11 protein-coding genes and 1 pseudogene are annotated in these 17402 nt (G+C 69.6%); 2 read left to right on the top strand and 10 right to left on the bottom strand.

Annotated features, from left to right (window positions below):
* Positions 1-110: 110 nt before the first annotated feature.
* The 5 genes from ACQPYZ_RS11920 to ACQPYZ_RS11900 form a co-directional block, all read right to left on the bottom strand.
* Positions 111-389, bottom strand: coding sequence for a YciI family protein (locus tag ACQPYZ_RS11920; RefSeq protein ID WP_433167540.1), 279 nt, complete (start codon positions 387-389; stop codon positions 111-113).
* A gap of 386 nt (positions 390-775) precedes the next feature.
* Positions 776-3433 (bottom strand): pyruvate, phosphate dikinase, encoded by a 2658-nt coding sequence (ppdK, locus tag ACQPYZ_RS11915; RefSeq protein ID WP_433169670.1) that lies wholly within the window; start codon positions 3431-3433, stop codon positions 776-778.
* Positions 3434-3707: 274 nt separating this feature from the next.
* Positions 3708-5663 carry a vWA domain-containing protein gene (locus ACQPYZ_RS11910; protein ID WP_433167539.1) on the bottom strand — a complete coding sequence of 652 codons (1956 nt, stop codon included), beginning with the start codon at positions 5661-5663 and terminating at the stop codon, positions 3708-3710.
* Positions 5660-7054, bottom strand: a complete 1395-nt coding sequence (locus ACQPYZ_RS11905) for a sigma 54-interacting transcriptional regulator (protein ID WP_433167538.1) — start codon at positions 7052-7054, stop codon at positions 5660-5662. The genes ACQPYZ_RS11910 and ACQPYZ_RS11905 overlap by 4 nt, the downstream gene beginning before the upstream one ends.
* Positions 7055-7097: 43 nt before the next feature.
* Positions 7098-8375 carry a serine hydrolase domain-containing protein gene (locus ACQPYZ_RS11900; protein WP_433167537.1) on the bottom strand — a complete coding sequence of 426 codons (1278 nt, stop codon included), beginning with the start codon at positions 8373-8375 and terminating at the stop codon, positions 7098-7100.
* A gap of 61 nt (positions 8376-8436) precedes the next feature.
* Here ACQPYZ_RS11900 and mug point away from each other — a divergent pair, with 61 nt between their 5' ends.
* Both mug and ACQPYZ_RS11890 read left to right on the top strand, forming a co-directional pair.
* Positions 8437-8952, top strand: a complete 516-nt coding sequence (mug, locus tag ACQPYZ_RS11895; protein WP_433167536.1) for a G/U mismatch-specific DNA glycosylase — start codon at positions 8437-8439, stop codon at positions 8950-8952.
* Positions 8953-8978: 26 nt separating this feature from the next.
* On the top strand, positions 8979-12323 hold the full coding sequence (locus ACQPYZ_RS11890; protein WP_433167535.1) for a hypothetical protein: 3345 nt from the start codon (positions 8979-8981) through the stop codon (positions 12321-12323).
* Positions 12324-12342: 19 nt separating this feature from the next.
* Here the strand turns inward: ACQPYZ_RS11890 and ligD are convergent, their stop codons facing one another.
* The 5 genes and pseudogenes from ligD to dusB all read right to left on the bottom strand — a co-directional run bounded on the left by ligD (position 12343) and on the right by dusB (position 17324).
* Entirely contained in the window at positions 12343-13326 is a 984-nt protein-coding gene (gene ligD, locus ACQPYZ_RS11885; protein WP_433167534.1) for a non-homologous end-joining DNA ligase, read from the bottom strand.
* A gap of 106 nt (positions 13327-13432) precedes the next feature.
* Positions 13433-14938: a DUF4832 domain-containing protein gene (locus tag ACQPYZ_RS11880; protein WP_433167533.1), complete on the bottom strand. Its 1506-nt coding sequence runs from the start codon at positions 14936-14938 to the stop codon at positions 13433-13435.
* Positions 14939-14987: 49 nt separating this feature from the next.
* Positions 14988-15875 carry an ROK family protein gene (locus ACQPYZ_RS11875; protein WP_433169668.1) on the bottom strand — a complete coding sequence of 296 codons (888 nt, stop codon included), beginning with the start codon at positions 15873-15875 and terminating at the stop codon, positions 14988-14990.
* A 162-nt stretch (positions 15876-16037) separates the two neighbouring features.
* Positions 16038-16169 (bottom strand): annotated as a pseudogene (locus ACQPYZ_RS11870) (helix-turn-helix domain-containing protein); the annotation flags it as partial.
* 84 nt (positions 16170-16253) lie between these two features.
* The gene (gene dusB, locus ACQPYZ_RS11865) at positions 16254-17324 is read right to left on the bottom strand and encodes a tRNA dihydrouridine synthase DusB (RefSeq protein ID WP_433169666.1); all 1071 of its coding nucleotides are present in this window, start codon (positions 17322-17324) and stop codon (positions 16254-16256) included.
* Positions 17325-17402 lie beyond the last annotated feature (78 nt).

The following is a 17402-nucleotide window of genomic DNA, read 5'->3' as shown; positions in this document are numbered from 1 at the left end:
TTGAGGGGACAACCCTTGGATTTGCTCCTTCTCCCCTCTTGATTCGGCTGGAGAAGGAGCAACTTCGAGGGTTATCCGTTCAAACGTCCATGCAGTCGGCGTCGGGTGGGTCAGCTCAGGGGGAAGAGGGGTTGCCATTCGGCGAGGGTGGTGATTTCGGCGACGTTGGCGGGGGTGTAGGGGTCCTTGGCGAGGATGTCGCGGAGCTCGGCCTCGTCGGCGACGTCGTATACGAGCAGGGCGCCGGTCTGGTCGGTGAAGGGCCCGGCGGCGACGAGCTTGCCGGCTTCTTTGAGGGACGTGAGGTACTCGCGGTGGGCCGGACGGACCTCCAACCGGCGGTCGGTCTCGGCAAGATCGAAGCGCAGCTGCACGACAAAAAGGGCCATGCCGAAAACCCTACACGGCCAAGTACAGCAGGGAATTTGGTGCGGGAAGGGAGTCACGAGCCGCCACAGCGGCTGGTTCAGGTCAGACCCGAAAGTCGACGAGTGATCGCCCTTCCCGCCCGGTTATTTTCACTGGAGTTCGCGCCGGGATGCAAGGGGTTGGTTAAGGAAATTGCTGCGGACAGTTGAGTCGGGTAACGCTTGGTGATGGAACCGCCGTCGGCGCCGATGAGAGCGCGGAGCTCGCCGTACAGTCCGTCACGCCGCTCGGTTGTCAAGGCCCCGTGACCCGAGTACGACGACAGCACATCGACGTACTGCGAGGTCGTAGACCGGCGAAACCGGCTCGTGCTCGCAAAGCTGTGAGCACGAGCCGGGAGCCGCCCTCAGTCCAGCGCGGAGCGGCCGGCCTCGAGGCGGGCGACCGGGATCCGGAACGGCGAGCAGGAGACGTAGTCGAGCCCGACCTCGTGGAAGAAGTGGATGCTGTCCGGATCGCCGCCGTGCTCGCCGCAGATGCCGAGCTTGAGGTCCGGCTTGGTCGCGCGGCCCCGCTCGACGCCGGTACGGACGAGTGCGCCGACGCCCTCGCGGTCGATCGACTCGAACGGCGACACCGCGAAGATGCCCTTCTCCAGGTAGCGGGAGAAGAACGCGCCCTCGACGTCGTCCCGGCTGAAGCCCCAGGTGGTCTGGGTCAGGTCGTTGGTGCCGAACGAGAAGAAGTCGGCCGCCTCGGCGATCTGGTCCGCGATCACCGCCGCCCGCGGCAGCTCGATCATCGTGCCGATCGGGATCGACCACTCGACGCCCACCTCGGCGAGGACGGCGTCGACCTCGTCCCGGGCCAGGTGGAGCTCCTGGACCGCGCCGACCAGCGGGATCATGATCTCCGGCTGCGGATCCTTGCCCTGTCGGCGCAGCTCGACCGCCGCGGACGCGATCGCCCTGACCTGCATCGCGAACAGGCCGGGGATGACGAGTCCGAGCCGGACGCCGCGCAGACCGAGCATCGGGTTCTCCTCGTGCAGCCGCTCGACCGCGGTCAGCAGCGCGGCGTCGTGCCCCGGCTCCTCGCCGCGTTCGCGGGCCAGCGCGACCTTGACCGCCAGCTCCTCCATCGACGGCAGGAACTCGTGCAGCGGCGGGTCGATCAGCCGGATCGTCACCGGCAGTCCGTCCATCGCGGACAGCAGCTCGAGGAAGTCCGCACGCTGCAACGGCTCCAGCTCGGCGAGCGCGGCCTCGCGGTCGGCGTCGTTGTCGGCCAGGATCAGCCGCTCGACCGACTCCCGCCGTTCGCCGAGGAACATGTGCTCGGTCCGGCACAGGCCGATCCCCGATGCGCCGAACCGCCGGGCCCGGGCCGCGTCGTCGGCGGTGTCCGCGTTGGTCCGTACGCCGAGACGACGTACGTCGTCCGCGTGCGTGATCAGCCGGTGGACCGAGGCGACCAGGTCGTCACCGGCGTCCGCGGCCAGCGTGCCCTCGAAGTACTGCACGACCGGGGACGGGACGACCGGGACCTCGCCCTTGAACACCTCGCCGGTGGTGCCGTCGATCGAGATCGTCTCGCCGGCCTCGATCACCGTTCCGTTGACCTTGATGGTGCCCTGGGCAACGTTCACGTCCAGCTCCTCGGCACCGCAGACACAGGTCTTGCCCATGCCGCGGGCGACCACGGCCGCGTGCGAGGTCTTGCCGCCGCGGCTGGTGAGGATGCCCTGGGCGGCGATCATGCCGTGCAGGTCGTCCGGGTTCGTCTCCCGCCGGACCAGGATCACCTTGTCGCCGTTCTCGGCGGCCTCGACCGCGGCGGCCGAGGTGAACACGACCTTGCCCGAGGCCGCGCCCGGCGAGGCGCCGATCGCCTTGGTGATCCGCTCCTTGTCCGCGTCCGCGTCGAACCGCGGGAACATCAGCTGCGCGAGCTGCGCACCCTTGACCCGTTGGAGGGCCTCGTCCAGGTCGATCACGCCCTCGTCGACCAGGCTGGTCGCGATCCGGAACGCGGCCGCCGCGGTCCGCTTGCCGACCCGGGTCTGCAGCATCCACAGCTTCCCGCGCTCCACGGTGAACTCGATGTCGCACAGGTCGCGGTAGTGCCCCTCGAGCTTGGCCATGATCGCCATCAGGTCGTCGTACGACGTCTTGTCGAGCTGCTCGAGGTCCGCCAGCGGGACGGTGTTGCGGATGCCGGCCACGACGTCCTCGCCCTGCGCGTTCTGCAGGTAGTCGCCGTACACGCCGGGCTGCCCGCTGGCCGGGTCGCGGGTGAAGGCGACGCCGGTGCCGGAATCCATGCCGAGGTTGCCGAACACCATCGAGCAGATGTTGACCGCGGTCCCGAGGTCGGCCGGGATCCGTTCCTGGCGGCGGTAAAGGATGGCGCGGTCGGCGTTCCAGGACCGGAACACGGCCTCGATCGCCAGGTCCATCTGGGTCCGCGGGTCCTGCGGGAACTCGCTGCCGGTCGCGTCGTGCACGGCCTTCTTGAAGGTGTCCACGAGCGCCTTCAGGTCGTCCGCGTCCAGGTCGAGGTCGCTGCGGGTGCCCTTCGCCTCCTTGGCCGCCTCGATCGCGTCCTCGAAGATGTCGCCGTCCATGTCGAGCACGGTCTTGCCGAACATCTGGACGAGCCGACGGTAGGCGTCCCAGGCGAAGCGCGGATTGCCGGACTGGTGCGCGAGCCCGTTCACCGAGTCGTCGTTGAGGCCGACGTTCAGGACGGTCTCCATCATGCCGGGCATCGACACGGCCGCACCGGAGCGGACCGAGACGAGCAGCGGGTCGTCGGCCTGGCCGAGCTTCTTGCCCATCCGCTGCTGCAGCGCATCGACGTGGTGGTCGATCTCGTCCGCGAGCTCCGGCGGCACCGACCCCGTCGCCAGGTACGCCCGGCAGGCCTCCGCGGTGATGGTGAAACCGGGCGGCACGGGCAGGCCGAGATTGGTCATCTCGGCCAGGTTCGCCCCCTTCCCGCCGAGCAGCTCCTTCATGTCCTTGTTGCCTTCGGCGAAGTCGTAGACGAGTTTCGGCACGATCACTCCCTGGGTTTCAGGCGATGCAACGGCGCGGTGAGGTGGCCCGCTGGCCCATCGACTCCGGTGGCGGGGGCGTGCTTTCAGAGTAAGCCCAAAAACCAGTCCAGTTGAACACTGGTCTCACGTTGTCGACGTGACTCTGCCCACAGGTCGAAGGCCGGAAAACCCTTTCTCCGTTGACAACGCGAGACAAGTGCCACGTTCGGCGACGAAACGCAGAAGCAGGGTGTTATCCACCTTTCGGATGGGTAACACCCTGCTTCTGGGGCTGCTGCTACAGCTTGCGCCGCGTCCTCAGGTAGTCGCCGACGACGGCCGCGCCGAGGCCGTCGAGGTCGGGCGCGAGCACCCGGCCTCCGCTGCGCCGGGCGAGCAAGTCGACGAAGGCGTTCAGCCGCGGGTCGTCGCCGAGCCGGAACACCGTCAGCGAAGCACCGAGCTTCGCCAACCGGTCCACCTCGAAGATCGTCTTCCGCAAGGTGGCCGGCTCAGGCGGGTACGAGAACTCCGCCATCCCGTCGGGCTCCAGGTGAGCGGTCGGCTCGCCGTCGGTCACCATCAGCACGACCGGCTGCGCGTCCGGGTGCCGGCGCAGGTGACGGCCGGCCAGCAGCAGGGCGTGATGCGCGTTCGTCCCCTGCTCCCAGGTGCCCTCCATCCCGATCAACTGCGGGAGCTCGACGACCCCGGCGTACCGGCCGAAGGTGATCAGTTGGAGGGCGTCGTTGCGGTAGCGGGTCGAGATGAGCTGATGCAGGGCGAGCGCTGTCCGCTTCATCGGCAGCCAGCGGCCCTCCTGCACCATCGACCACGACGTGTCCACGAGCAACGCGACCGCGGCCCGGGCCCGGTGCTCGGTCTCGGCGATCTCCACGTCCGCCACGTCGAGCGTGACCGATCCGCTCCGCGTGGCCGTCCGCAGTACGGCGTTCCGCACGGTCCGCGGCACGTCCCACGGCTGGGTGTCGCCGAACTGCCACGGGCGTGTGGACCCGCTCAGCTCACCGGCCGCGCCGGCGTTGGCCGCGTCGCGTTCACCCGACCCGCGCGCGGACCGCAGTACGTCGGCCAGCGCCGTCTGACCGAGTTGCCGCAAGGCCTTCGGCGACAACCGCAGCGACCCGTCCGGCGCACGTTCCAGCAGGCCCTGGTCACGCAGCTGACGCTCGAGCTCGGACAACCGACGCGCGTCGACCGTCGCCTCGTCGCCGAGCTGCCGGGTGAGCGCGTCGAGATCGATGTCCTCCAGCCGTGCCCCCGGGTACGACTGCGCGAGCTGCTCGGCCAACGCGTCCAGCTCGGCCAGATCCGACATCGCCCGCGCGCCTTCAGCGAGACCGAGCGGATCGTCACCACTCATCCGCTCCGATCCGGTCCAGTCCTCGCCCGGCCGCAGCGACTGCAGCTGCGAATCGAGCTGCGCCAGCTGCTGAGCCAGCTGCGAACTCCCGAACGCCTGCTGGGACAGCTCCATCAGCTCGGCCCGCTGCTCGGGCGTCATCGAGTTCATCATCCGCTGGGCCGCGGCCGCCCGCTGCGCGAGTACGTCGATCAGTTCGTCGACGTTCCGTGGATTCTCCGGGAAGAACTCGCCGTGCTTGGCCATGAACTCGTCGAACAGCTGCGGGACGTCCGCCCGGCCCTGCGCGTGCGCGGCCAATAAGGCGTTCAGGTCGGTCAGCATCTCGTTGATCCGGGCAACGTCCTCGGGCGTGGTCTGCTGCAGCGCCTCTTTCATGCCCTCGAACCGCGACCCGAGCAGCTCCCGGCCGAGCAGCTCCCGGATCTCCTCGTACTTCTGCCGGGCCTCCGACGACTCCCACTGGTAGTTGGCCAGCTCCCGGACGGCGGCCGCCGTACCGGAGGGCAGGGCGTCGAGCTCGGCCTCCTTGAACCGGGCGTCGTCGGACGGGTTCGGGAACAGCTCCCGGCGCTCCGCCGCGAGCGCCTCGTCGAGCAGCCGCTGTACATCGCGCAGCGTGCCGTCGAGGTTGTGCCGCCGCTGGATCTCGCGCCGGCGCTCCCACAACCTGCGGGTCAGGTCGTCCAGGCCCTGCGTACTACGGGTGCCGCGCCGGAGCATCTCCTCCAACGCGGATCGCGGCGACGACCCGTTCATGACGTCGCGGCCGATCTCGTCGAGCGCGTCCCGCAGGTCGACGGGCGCGGCGAGCGGATCCGGCCCGTCGTGCCACGGACCGTAGGACCAGCCTTCCGGGATCGAGGTCATCCGTACACCGTGGTGTCGTCGTCGGCGTCCTTCGCCACCCGCTTGGACAGGTACAGCGCCTCGAGCGCGAGCTCGACCGCGGCGGCGATCCGGCCCGGCGACTCGTCCGGCTCGACGCCGGCCCGGGCGGCCACGTCGTGCAGGACCGGCAGCTCCGGCAGCGCCGCGAGCACGTCCCGGCCGGGCACGCGCTCACCGGTCGTCACCATGTTGCCCTCGGCAACGGCGTGGGCGAGCGGACCGAGGTCGAGCCCGGCGAACCGCTCCCGCGCGGTGTCCGCCACGGACCGGCGCAGCAGGTACTCGAGCAGCTCGATCTCGCGCCCTTCCTCACCCGGCTCGAACTCGAGCTTGCCGCGCAGGACGGCCGGCACCGCCTCCAGGTCGACCGGACGCGCGACGGCCGGCTCCTCGCCGGTAATGGCACTCCGGCGCAGCGCGGCCGCGGCGATCGTCTCGGCCGCGGCCACCGCGAACCGGGCCGACACCCCGGACCGTTGGTCGATCGCGTTCGACTCCCGCAGGTGCCGGACGAACCGGGCCAGCACCTCCAGCAGCGGCTCGCCGACCTCGGCGGTGAACTCGGCCTCCTGCCGGATCACGTCCACCTCGGCCTCGATGTCGAGCGGGTAGTGGGTCCGGACCTCGGCGCCGAACCGGTCCTTCAGCGGGGTGATGATCCGGCCGCGGTTGGTGTAGTCCTCCGGGTTCGCGGTGGCCACCAGCAACACGTCGAGCGGCAGCCGGAGCGTGTACCCGCGGACCTGGATGTCGCGCTCCTCCATCACGTTCAGCAGCGCGACCTGGATCCGCTCGGCCAGGTCCGGCAGCTCGTTGATCGCGACGATCCCGCGGTGCGAGCGCGGCACCAGCCCGAAGTGGATGGTCTCGGGGTCACCGAGGCTGCGGCCCTCGGCCACCTTGACCGGGTCGACGTCGCCGATCAGGTCGCCGACCGACGTGTCCGGGGTCGCGAGCTTCTCGGCGTACCGCAGGTCGCGGTGCAGCCAGGCGACGGGGAGGTCGTCGCCGAGCTCGGCGGCCCGGCGGCGGGAGGCGGGGGTGATCGGGTCGAGCGGGTGCTCGGGCAGCTCGGCGCCCTCGATTACCGGGGTCCACTCGTCCAGCAGACCCACGAGCGTGCGCAGCAGCCGGGTCTTGCCCTGACCGCGCTCGCCCAGCAGGACGACGTCGTGCCCGGCGAGCAGGGCGCGTTCGAGTTGCGGAATCACCGTCCGGGTGAATCCGACGATCCCGGGCCAGGGATCACGCCCGGCCCGGAGCTCCTTCAGCAGATTGTCGCGGATCTCGGTCTTGATCGACCGTGGTAGGTACCCGGCGGCCCGGAGGTCACCGGCCTTACGGGGAAGTTCAGCAGGTGCACTAGTCACCCTGACGACGTTAGCTCGGTCACCCCAAACCGCACACGCGATCTCAGCGCTTGGGGGTGACCCGGCCGGATGTGAACACGTGGGTCGGGGTGAAGGTGACCGGGACCCACGGATGCGTCGGTGACTCCCGGGTGACGAAGTGGTTGCCGTCGGCAGGCAGCGCCGGACGCAGCTCGTACTCGTGCACCGGCTCTTCCGCGAACGCCAGCCGCTCCCCCGTCGCCTGGTAGCGCATCACCAGTCCCTCGTCACGCCGTACGACGTCCAGCCGCACGCTGGCGCGTTCGTACCGGCCGACGTGCCGGTCATCGATCGGGAGGTCGGCGGGCTGCGGCGGCTCCGGGTGCGCGACGCCGACGTACTGCGTGAACACCTCGGAGGCGAGTGGTTCGAACAGGCGCGTCCCATGGCCGGAGTTGGTCAGCAGACACATCGCCAGCCGGGCCCCGGGATCGATTCGGAGGAACGCCAATTGGGAGATCGTCATGCCGTCGTGGCCAAGTAGGGTGCGGCCGCCCCAGTCGTAGATCCGCCAGGCCAGACCGAGGTCGCTGAAGCCGCCGATGCCGCCGGCGTACGGGACCTGTGGCTCCTGCATCGCGGCGTACCGCTCGTCGTCGAGATGCATCCGGGCGAACTCCAGCAGGTCGCCCACACTCTGCGTGATCAGGCCGGCCGGGCCGATGCTGCGCGGGAGCTGCCAGGTCTTGACCGGCGTACCGTCAATCAGCAGGTGACCGCGGGCGACCCGGTGCAGGATCGCTTCCTCCGGCAACGTCACGGTCCTCGTCAGGCCGAGCGGCTCGACCAGCCTGACCTGGAGCGACTCGTCCCAGGTCCGGCCGTCGAGGACCTCGACGATCCGGCCGAGCAGGACGAATCCGGCGTTGCAGTAGGAGTACGCCGTACCGGGCTCGAACAGACTGTCCACGTCGCCGAGGAGGCCGACGTACTTCTGCAGGCAGTCGTCGCCGCGGCCGGTGTCGGTGAACACGTCGCCGTCGATCCCGCTCGTGTGCGTCAGCAGGTGCCGGACCGTGACCCGTGGATCGATTGGGGCCTCAGGCAACAGTTTGACCACCGGGTCGTCCAGGTCGAGTCGCTGCTCAGCCGCCAGCTGGACGATCATCGTCGCGGTCCACGGCTTGCTGATCGACCCGATCTGGAACAGCGAGTCGGCGGTCGTCTCGACCCCGGTCGCTGTGTTCAGTACGCCGTACGGCGCGATCGTCGTCTCGCCGTCGTACCAGATCCCGAGCACCGCCCCGGGGACCTCGGCCGCCGTCGCCAGCTCACTCAACCGCGCAGACCAGTCAGGCATGGGCCCAACCTACTGGGACGGCCGCGGCTGCGCGGTTACCTGGCTGGTTAGGCTGTGGCGCGTGCAGCCGCTTCCGGACATCGTCGACCACGGATTGCGGGTGTTGTTCTGCGGGATCAATCCCGGACTGATGTCCGCGGAGACCGGGCACCACTTCGCCCGGCCCGGCAACCGGTTCTGGCCGGCGCTGCACCTGAGCGGCTTCACGCCCCGGCAGCTCAAGCCGTCGGAGCAGGCCGAGCTGCTCACCTATCGGCTGGGGATCACGAACGTGGTCGACCGCCCGTCCGCGCGGGCCGACGAGCTGACCCGCGCGGAGTACGTCGCCGGCGGGGAGAATCTGGTGAAGAAGGTCCTCCGCTACCAGCCCGAATGGCTCGCCGTCGTCGGGGTCACGGCGTACCGGGACGCCTTCGGTGACCGTACGGCGCGGATCGGCCGGCAGGACCGGGTGATCGGCGAGACCCGCGTCTGGATCCTGCCGAACCCGAGCGGCCTGAATGCGCACTACACGCTTCCGCGACTCGCGGACGCTTTCGCGGAGCTCGCGCAGCACGCGGCCCCGCCGCGTGGCTGACACCCGGGCTCGGCAGGATGGGGCGCATGCGTACGGGTGAGCTGCTGCGGTCGATCGACGGACTCTCGTACGGACAGCGGGTGCGGCTGCTCGCCGATCACGCGGAGCAGCTCACCGGACTGCTCGACGAGCTCGGCCGGGGTGACGCCTTCGAGCGCACGCTGGGCATCCAGATCGCCGAGGTCACCCGCGATACCCCGTACATCACCCGCCTGCTGCACGACCCCGAACCGGCGGTCCAGTCACGCGCCTTGGCAGCGGTCGGCCGGGGCGTCCCCGTCTCGGACGACGACCTCCGGATCCTGTACGACGACGCCCCCGCGGCCCTACGGACCAAACTCGTCTCCCTGATACGGCGGACGCGGCGTGCAGGGCTCGCGACCCGGCTCATCGACGAACACCGGGCTCGCTGGGGCGACGTGGCCGCGGCCGGTCTGCTCGAGGCGACCTCGGCCTCGACGGTCGCCCGGCTGCTGCCTGAGCTGGCGTACTGCGTGTCGCCGGGTGGGTGGCGTCGGCTCGCCAAGCATCACGTCGAGGAGGTGCTCGCCTTCGCGACGCGGACGCTGCCGAGCGGTGAGGATCGGGACGAGTGGTGGCAGGGCGTCGGGCACGGTGTGGTCGCGGCGCTCGACCGCGATCCGTCCACGGTCGTCTCGCTGATCAGGACGGCGATGCCGGCGGACGACCTGCCGGTCGCGGTGCTCGACGTACTCGGGCGTCTTACGGATCGTGCGCCAAGCGTCGTCCTGGAGTTGCTGCTCGCTCCCGATCGGCGGCCCGTGCTGTCGAAGGCGCTCACTCCTGGGTTCCGTCGCCGGCTCCACCGGTACTCGGACGACGAACTGGTCGCGCTCGGGCGGCTGCTCTGGCCGGACCTGGCACGACTGCTGCGCGAGCTTGCGCCGTCTCGTCGTACGGCGGTCTTCGAGGCGGTCGCCCGGACGGTCGACCTTCGCCAGGCCGTGTTGCCGGAGGAGCTGCTGGCCGTTCTTCCGCATGGGCTGCGTGCCGACCAGGCCCGCCGGATGCTGGAGCTGCCGAAGGTTCGCGAGGCCGCTTCTCTGCGGCGGACACTGACCGGGTACCTGCCCTTCGACGAGGCGTTCGCCCTGCTCGAGTCGGATGGTCGCGATCCAGACGCGGCGGTGCGAGCGTCGGTCCACCAGGCAATCATCCGATCAGCCCAGGGATTCGTCGGCGGGTCGGTCGGGGCATCGGCCCAGGGATCGGCTCGCGGAGCGGATCAGCTTCGGCGGGCGCTCGACTGGGCGGCCGAGCGGGTGCGGAACGACCGGGACACCGTCCGCTGCAGCCTCCTCCAGTCGGTCGCTCGCATCTCGCCGTCGCTCCTCACCGATGCGCTGACGGGTTCGCTGGAGAACCTGCTCACGGATGCGCTGAACGCACGCGACACGTCGTGGGCCACGCGTCGGGCGCTCACCACGATCGCCGAGCACGCCGTCGTACAAGGCGCAGTGAACGACCGGACCGCCTTGCTGGACTGGGGTCTCCAGGCGCATGCCCGGCTGTCCGAGAACCGCGGCACGATTGACCTCAATCGGATTGTCGACAATCTCCCGCGCGGCCGGGAGTCCGAGGTGTACGACGTACTCCGGCCCGCGATCGAGGCCGCGGCGAAACGTGAGGAGTACTCGCTCGCCTTCACGGTGGCGTCGGCGTTCGGGCGTCGCGGGTGGTCGCTCGAGCACCTGCACGGCGTACTGGAGCAGGCGGTGTGGTCGGACAACGAGTACACCGCCGACCGGGCGTGCCGATACTGGCTCGATCCGCCGCCAACCCGGTACGCGCGGCTCCGGCAGATCCTCGACCGCGACGTCACGATGGCGCGCTTCCATCCGGTGTGGTGGCTCGTCTCCGAGATCTACACCGATCTGCTCGACCCGGTGCTCGCCGCCGCGGACAGCATCCGGCGCTTCGACCGCAACAGCACGTCCTGGGACGTGCCTGACTACGCACTACGCAAGTGGTTGCCACGCCAGCAGACCCGGTACGCCGAACTGCTCGCCGACGTGGCCCGTGACGAGCGGATGCACGACTGGTACCGGGCGGCGGCAGTCAAGACGCTCGGCCGCGTGCCGGGAGCTGACCTGTCGCCGTTCCTCGCCAGCGACGAGGTGCTGCTGCAGGAGGCTGCGCTCGCGGCGTTGGCTCGGTCGAGTCGGCCGGATCGTGCTCTGCCGGTGTTGCTTGGGCATGCGGGTGGTGACCGCGCACGCGTGGCTGTGTATGCAGCCTCGCGGGCCGCTCGGTACGTGCGGCCGAGCCTGTTGCCTGGACTGCTTCAGCCGGTCCTGTCGGATGGGAAGATCACCTCGCGCAAGGAGGCAGTCCGGCTGCTCGGCGAACTCCGTGCGCCCGGCGCAGGCGCCCTGCTGACAGAGGCTTGGCCGACGGCGCATCGGGATGTGCGAGGCGCGATCGCCGGCACGGTGTCGCAGTACCTGCTGTACGACGCGGCCGCGTGGGCGGTGCTGGAGCAAGCGGTACACGATTCTGCGGCTACTGCGGTGGTGTTGACCGAGCGGCGGGCGTACGACGTACCTCTTGATAATCGGTCGCGGTACGCGGACCTGTTGATCGCGGTGGCAACCAGGAGCGAGCCGGAGGTTGTCGGGCCGGCACTGCTCGCGTTGGGGCAGTGGGCGCGGTACAACCGCGCTGCCGCCCGGGTGTGTGCGGACTTCGTCAGCGAGCTGTCCCTGCGCAACCGGATCTGGCGGGATGCGGTCACGGCGCTCGTCACGATCGTCGCCACGGACCCCGCGGACGGGCTCGACGAGTTGCTCGACGCCGTACGTATGCTGGTCCGGCTCGAGGACGATCCCGACCTGCCGAATGCGACCGCCGACCGAGACCACCCGGCCCGGCAACGTCTGACGCACCTGGTCACACAGCTGTGTAACCAGGTGAGCGCCCGGTCGGCCCCGGTCCGCGCGATCCTGAAGCAGGTCGCGGACGAGCTGACGACCGCGGACTACCTGCACCTTCGTCTGCGCCTGCTGACCACGTCACTCCAGACTGCGCACCTAGCATCGGAAGTGGCTGAGCTTCACCTGGCGATTGTCGACAATCTTCTCGCCGCGCAGACCGCAGCCGACCTCCTCCGCCACCGCCTCGCGGCCACCAAATCAACCTGGACCCCGGCAGACCTTCACCCCATCGCCGACACCCTCACCCAGGCCACCGACCCCGCCTCCGGCCTCCTGGCCCACACCCTCCTGTCAGCCGCCGCACCCCGAGCCGGCTGGCCCGCGGAGTGGCGCACCCTGCTCATTGCCCTCCGCAACCACCCCCAGCCCACCATCCGCCACCAAGCCCTAGACCTAACCCCCACCTCCGAAACCTGACGGCCTTCCCCGGCGAACCTCAGGCCTCCGAACCTTCCTGTTTCTCGGCGGCTTCCTTGGCTCGTTTGCGGCGTTTGCCCTCGTGCATGGCCGCGACTCGGGCGACCGGGATCGCGCGACCCTCCTCCAGCAGGTTTTCGGGAAGAGCCTGCGGAGCCGGCAACTGTTCGGCCCACCGATCGGCGTCGCCCAGCAGCTCCGGAGCCGTGCGGATCGTGAAGTCACGAGGCGTGACTCGGTCGAGGTCATCCCACCCGACCGGAAACGACACTGTCGCCCCAGGCCGCACCCGCGGACTGTATGCCGCAACCACAGTCGCCCCACCGGACCGCGTCGAGTCGACGAACACCTTCCCGTGCCGGTCCTCCTTGATGTACGCCGTGGTCGCCACGTCCGGATCGACCCGCTCGGCCCGCGCCGCGATCGCCCGCGTCGCCGCCGCCGCGTCCTCGATCGACACCGACTCGTCGATCGGCACGAAGACGTGCACGCCCTTCGCCCCACTCGTCTTCACCGCACCCGCCAGCCCCGAATCGGTCAGCGCCTGCCGCACCAGGAACGCCGCCTGCACCGCCATCGAGAACGTCTCGCCCTCCGGCGGATCCAGGTCGAGCACCAGATGAGTCACTCGATCCCAGCGGTCGGCGCGCATCAGCGTCGGGTGGTACTCGACCGCCCGCTGGTTCGCGAACCACAGCAGCGTCCGCCGGTCGTCGCACAACGCGTACGAGACCTCCCGCTTGGACGCCTCCGCCCACACCGAGACCGTCTTCACCCACTCGGGCGTGTACTTCGGCACGTTCTTCTGCATGAACGCCGGCTGCCCGGGGCGGATCCGGATCACCGACAGCGGCCGCTCCCGCAACTCCGGCAGGATCCGCTCGTGCACGGCGTCCAGATACTCGACCAGATCCCGCTTGGTCGCGTCGGCTTCGTCGAACAACGGCTGATCCAGGTTGGTCAGCCCTACCCCGTCACGCGTCTCGTCCGGCTTGCTCGCCATCCCCAGAGCTTAGAAGCCCCCCGGCCCACCGTGAACCACCACCACGTCGATCCGCCCGGTCCGCTCAGTGGATGAGCGGTGTTTCATCCACTGAGCAGACCGGAGCTCAGCGGATCAGTTGGGGCTTGGGGAGGTTGCCGCAGGAGCCGCCGCGGTGCTTCGGGCTCACGGTCAGCGTGTGGCCGAGGTCGTTGTAGCCCGTTGCCGCCTGCCACGTGCCGGCGTTGGCGAGCTGGATCGCGTACGCCGAGTTGTACGTCTCGGTCGACCCCGGCATGCGGTCCTGTGACTGCAGTCGAGATGCCGGATCGGCGAGGTTGAGCAGCAGGCGATAGCGACCCGGCACGGCCGGCGCGCACACCTTCCGCTCGAGCTCGGTCGTCGTACCAGCGCCCCATCGCCGCGGATCGGCCGGCAGCGTCACCCGGTAGCTGTGCTTGTCGCCCTGGAAGATCAGCTGGACCTGACGCGGGTTGTACGGCGCCGCCCACCCGTCGTTGCGGATCCCCAGCTCGACCCCGACCGTGCCACGCGGCTTCGCGGTGTTCGTGAACGTGCCCTCCGTCAGCGCGAACCGATAGCCGAGCCGCTGCTTGGCGATCGTGATGTTCTCACCCCAGCTGTTCAGCACGTCCTTGTTGTAGTCGATGTTCAGGTACGAGAAGTGCAACCGCGCCATCTCCGCCGCGGCAGACGCCCACTCCGACCTCGGCGGGTTGACCGCACACGTCTCGCCGCCCTCCGGTACGTAATTGGTGTCCTGGGCAACGAAATCCTTGTCCAGCTCGACCGGGTCGCTCAGATACGTCCCGAAGTCGTCCGGGCTGGCCAGGAAGCAGTCGTTGTGGTGACCCACGCGCGCCACCGGCGTACCGTTGTACGCCTGCTCCGCAGTCAGACCACCCTCGGTTCCGGTCGGTACGCCGAGCATCCGCTGCTTCATGTACGGCGTCCGCACCTGGATCATCCGGTCCTTCGGCAACGCCTTGAGCAACGCCATGACGACCGCGCGGCGGTCCGCCCAGTTCTGGTCCGAGACCTGGCTCGGGTCCTGCGGGTCGGCGAAGTGGTCGGTGTAGTAGCCCTCACCCCACAGGCCGACGAACCCCGACTGCACGACCGCGATCACATCCGCGTTCTCCCGCAGTACCGGCGTCAACTGGGCGATGTGCTTGAGCACGCGGTTGACCGGCGCGTCGCCGTACGGGATCGTCGGCGGCCAGCCGGGCGGCTGCGCGTACGCGAACCGGATGATCGCCTTCACACCGGCCGCGCGGATCGTCCGGAAGTCCGCGCGCACGAGGTCGAGGTACGCGGGATTTAGCTTGTCCTGGCCGGCGAACTTCTCCAGGTAGAAGACGCGGAGGATCTGCGTGATGTTCTCCTGCGTGCGGTAGCCGCGCAGGGTCGCGACGTCGAGCGGCGTGTAGCCGGTGCCGTCGGCGCGGTAGTGCGTCTCGGTGTGGTGGTAGAAGCCGCGCTCCTGGTTCGCGATCACCGCATCGGACGGCGCGTACGTGCGGGTCGACTCCGACCCGGGGCCGTGCGCCGCCGCGGCCTGAGGCGCGAACAGCAGACTGACGAGGGCAACGAGCGTGACGAGCCGTCTCATGATCGGTCCTCCCGGGGCGTCCTGCGAATAATCATGGACTCCAGGAAAACTATGTCAAGACCTCGGCGGCGTCTCTCGGCAGGTTGCCGTCGTACCTCGTCGCCTCGACCTCCTCGAGCGCGAGCCGCACCGCGCCGAGCGCCACCCCCTCGTCACCGAACTCCGACACCCGGATCTCCGGCGTCCGCAGACACCACCGATCGAGCTCACGCCGCAGCGGCTCCACCAGTACGTCGGCCGACCGCGAGAACCCGCCTCCGATCACCACCAACTCCGGATCGAGCATCAGCACCAACGCCGACGCCCCGACCGCGATATCCCGCACATATCCCCGGACTGCCCGCGCCGCGCCCCGCTCCCCGTCCCGAGCCGCCAAGAACACCGGCTCCACATCGTCACCGGCGTACTCAGCACGTTCTGTTCCGGGCGGGTGGTTGGCGACCAGCCAGTCGTTCAGGTGCTGCGGGGCACGCAACCAGCCGGCGGCCGGCAGCGCACCGATCTCGCCCGCCGCGTTGGAGAATCCCCGATGCAACTTCCCGTCGATGATCAACCCGGCCCCGGTCCGCAGACCGGCGAGCAGGAACACGACGTTTCCGGCATGCCGCGCCACGCCCCGCCACGACTCCGCGAGCGCGGCGAGCTTGCAGTCGTTCTCCACCCGAACCGGCGCCGCAACCAGCCGACGAAGATGCCCCGCCAGGTCGACCCCGGTCCACTCCGGCACCGAGTCCGACAACATCACCTTGCCGGTCCCGTCGACGAGCCCGGTTGTCGCGACCCCGGTCGACCAGACCTGCTCAGGCCGCACGCCGGCCGCAGCCAGCGTCCGACGTACGCAGTCGTCCAGCTTTGCCAACCGCTCCCGCCGCCCGACCCGCGCACTCACCGCCACCCGAGTCTGCTGCAGGACGACCCCTTCGAGATCGGTGACCATGGCAAGCACCTTGTGCCCGCCCACGTCCACACCCAGGATCCGCCCGGCATCAGCCCGAAACCGATACCGCCGAGCCGGCCGCCCCACCGTCCCCGCCTCCGGCGCAACTTCCGCCACCCACCCCCGAGCCAACAACTCCCGAGCCACATCTTCGGTCGAAGCCCGAGACAAACCCGTTCGTCGCGCCAACTCCGTCAACGTCAGCGGCCGCTCGTCCCGCAGAACCCGCAACACACCCAAGGCATTCAGCTGCCGCAACCGCGAAAGATCCCCACCACTAGGCGCATCACCCATCACAACCCCGATCCACCACAGCCAATAACCCTGGACTCCACAATAACTACGGATCTCCTGCGCGGGCCGTGGTAGGGTGGTTGGTCAGCCGCCGGAGATGCCTAGTTCGGCGGCGGTGAGGTCGGTGGTGAGGCCGTCGGTGTCGTTCAGCCAGCCTTCGGGGAGTACGACGTGGTCGCGGGGGCTGCCCTGGCGGCCGCGGGGGGCGCCGAGCTCGGCGACCGGGAAGGGGACGGTGGGGTCGAGTTGGGCGAGGAGGTCGTCCAGTTGGGCGAGGGACTCGACCATGCCGAGGGCGGCGCGGAGCTCGCCGCCGGCCGGGAAGCCCTTCAGGTACCACGGGACGTGCTTGCGGAAGTCGCGCAGCCCGCGCTGCTCCCCCATCAAGTCGGCCAGCAACTCGCCGTGCCGCCGCATGACGACCGCGACCTCGCCGAGAGTCGGCAAGTTCAGCGCCTCACCTCCGGCGAAGGCGACCGCGAGATCGCGGAACAACCACGGCCGCCCCAGACATCCGCGCCCGACGATCACCCCGGCACAGCCCGTTTCCGCGACCATGCGCAACGCGTCCCCGGCCTCCCAGATGTCACCGTTGCCGAGCACCGGGATGCTCACGTGCTCCACCAGCGAAGCGATCGTCGACCAGTCGGCCTGCCCCGAGTACGCTTGCGCCGCCGTCCGCCCGTGCAGCCCGATCGCCGCCGCACCGGACTCCTCGGCGATCCGCCCGGCGTCGAGGTACGTCTGATGCGCGTGATCGATCCCGATCCGCGTCTTCATCGTCACGGGTACGCCGTACGGGGTCGCAGCACGGACCGCCGACTCGAGGATCGCGCCGAGCAGGTTGCGCTTCCACGGGAGCGCCGCGCCGCCGCCCTTGCGGGTGACCTTCGGGACCGGGCAGCCGAAGTTCAGGTCGATGTGCGCGACGCCGTACTGGTCGCACAGGATCTGGACGGCGCGGCCGATGTAGACCGGGTCGACGCCGTACAGCTGCACCGAGCGGACCGTCTCGCGCTCGTCGAACGTGAGCATGTCGAGAGACTTCTGGTCGCCTTCGACGATGCCGCGTGAGGTGATCATCTCGCACACGTACAGCCCGGCACCCTGCTCCGCGCACAGCCGCCGGTACGCCGCGTTCGTGATGCCGGCCATCGGCGCGAGCACGACGGGCGTGTCGATGGCGAGGTTGCCCAGCTTCAGCCCGGGGTGGTGGGGTGCGGATGAGGTCGG

This window comes from Kribbella sp. CA-247076, from assembly GCF_050942445.1.
Lineage (GTDB): Bacteria > Actinomycetota > Actinomycetes > Propionibacteriales > Kribbellaceae > Kribbella.
The sequence above is the reverse complement of the archived record's forward strand: the minus strand, read 5'-3'. Positions and strand labels throughout refer to the sequence as shown.